We start from the raw sequence: 645 nt of genomic DNA, 5'->3' as shown, positions 1-645 counted from the left end.
GGTTGCCGTCCTGCTTCTGGGCATCAGTTCGATCTGGGCGCTCTATTGCGTGGCATTCCTTGTAGGCGTCTCGGAAACGATCTACGACACGTCGGCGCAATCGATCCTCCCGCAGATCGTGCAGAGAGATCAGCTCTCCCGCGCCAACGGACGCCTTTATGCGGTCGAGCTCACCGCCAATCAGTTCGCCGGCCCCCCTCTCGGCGGAATGTTGATGGCCTTCGGGGCGATCGCCGGGTTCGCCGTACCGGCCACACTGTGGCTGATCGCCGTCGGCGCACTATTCCTCGTCCCCGGAAAATTCCGAATCGATCGCCTGAACAAGACGACCCTTCGTGTCGATATCGCCGAGGGACTGCGGTTCCTGTGGCACCAGAGGATCCTTCGTACTCTCGCCGTGATGACCGGAATGATCAATTTCGCCTCCATGAGTATTCGAGTCTCTGAGCCCCATCCGATCGTGCGCTTGAGCCCCACTGGTCGTGCGGAAGAGCACCAGTGGTGGTGTGGCTCAGCACCACAGGTGCTCCCCGTCACGGATTACGCGGTCGCAAGGGCGGCTTGTTCCCTCATGTTGTAGGTGCCGGTGTCGACCCAGGTGGTGTTGTGGATTATGCGGTCCATGATGGCGTCGGCGTGAACGCC

At 61.1% G+C, this 645-nt stretch carries 1 protein-coding gene; it reads left to right on the top strand.

What is annotated here, in order from left to right; all coding sequences use genetic code 11:
• Positions 1–580 (top strand): MFS transporter (locus tag JF66_RS19795; protein ID WP_156109956.1); only part of this gene is annotated, 580 nt, incomplete at its 5' end.
• Between the last annotated feature and the right edge of the window lie 65 nt (positions 581–645).

Origin of the sequence: Cryobacterium sp. MLB-32 (genome assembly GCF_000738085.1) — a bacterium.
GTDB lineage: Bacteria > Actinomycetota > Actinomycetes > Actinomycetales > Microbacteriaceae > Cryobacterium.
This window is presented reverse-complemented; position numbering and strand designations above follow the sequence as displayed.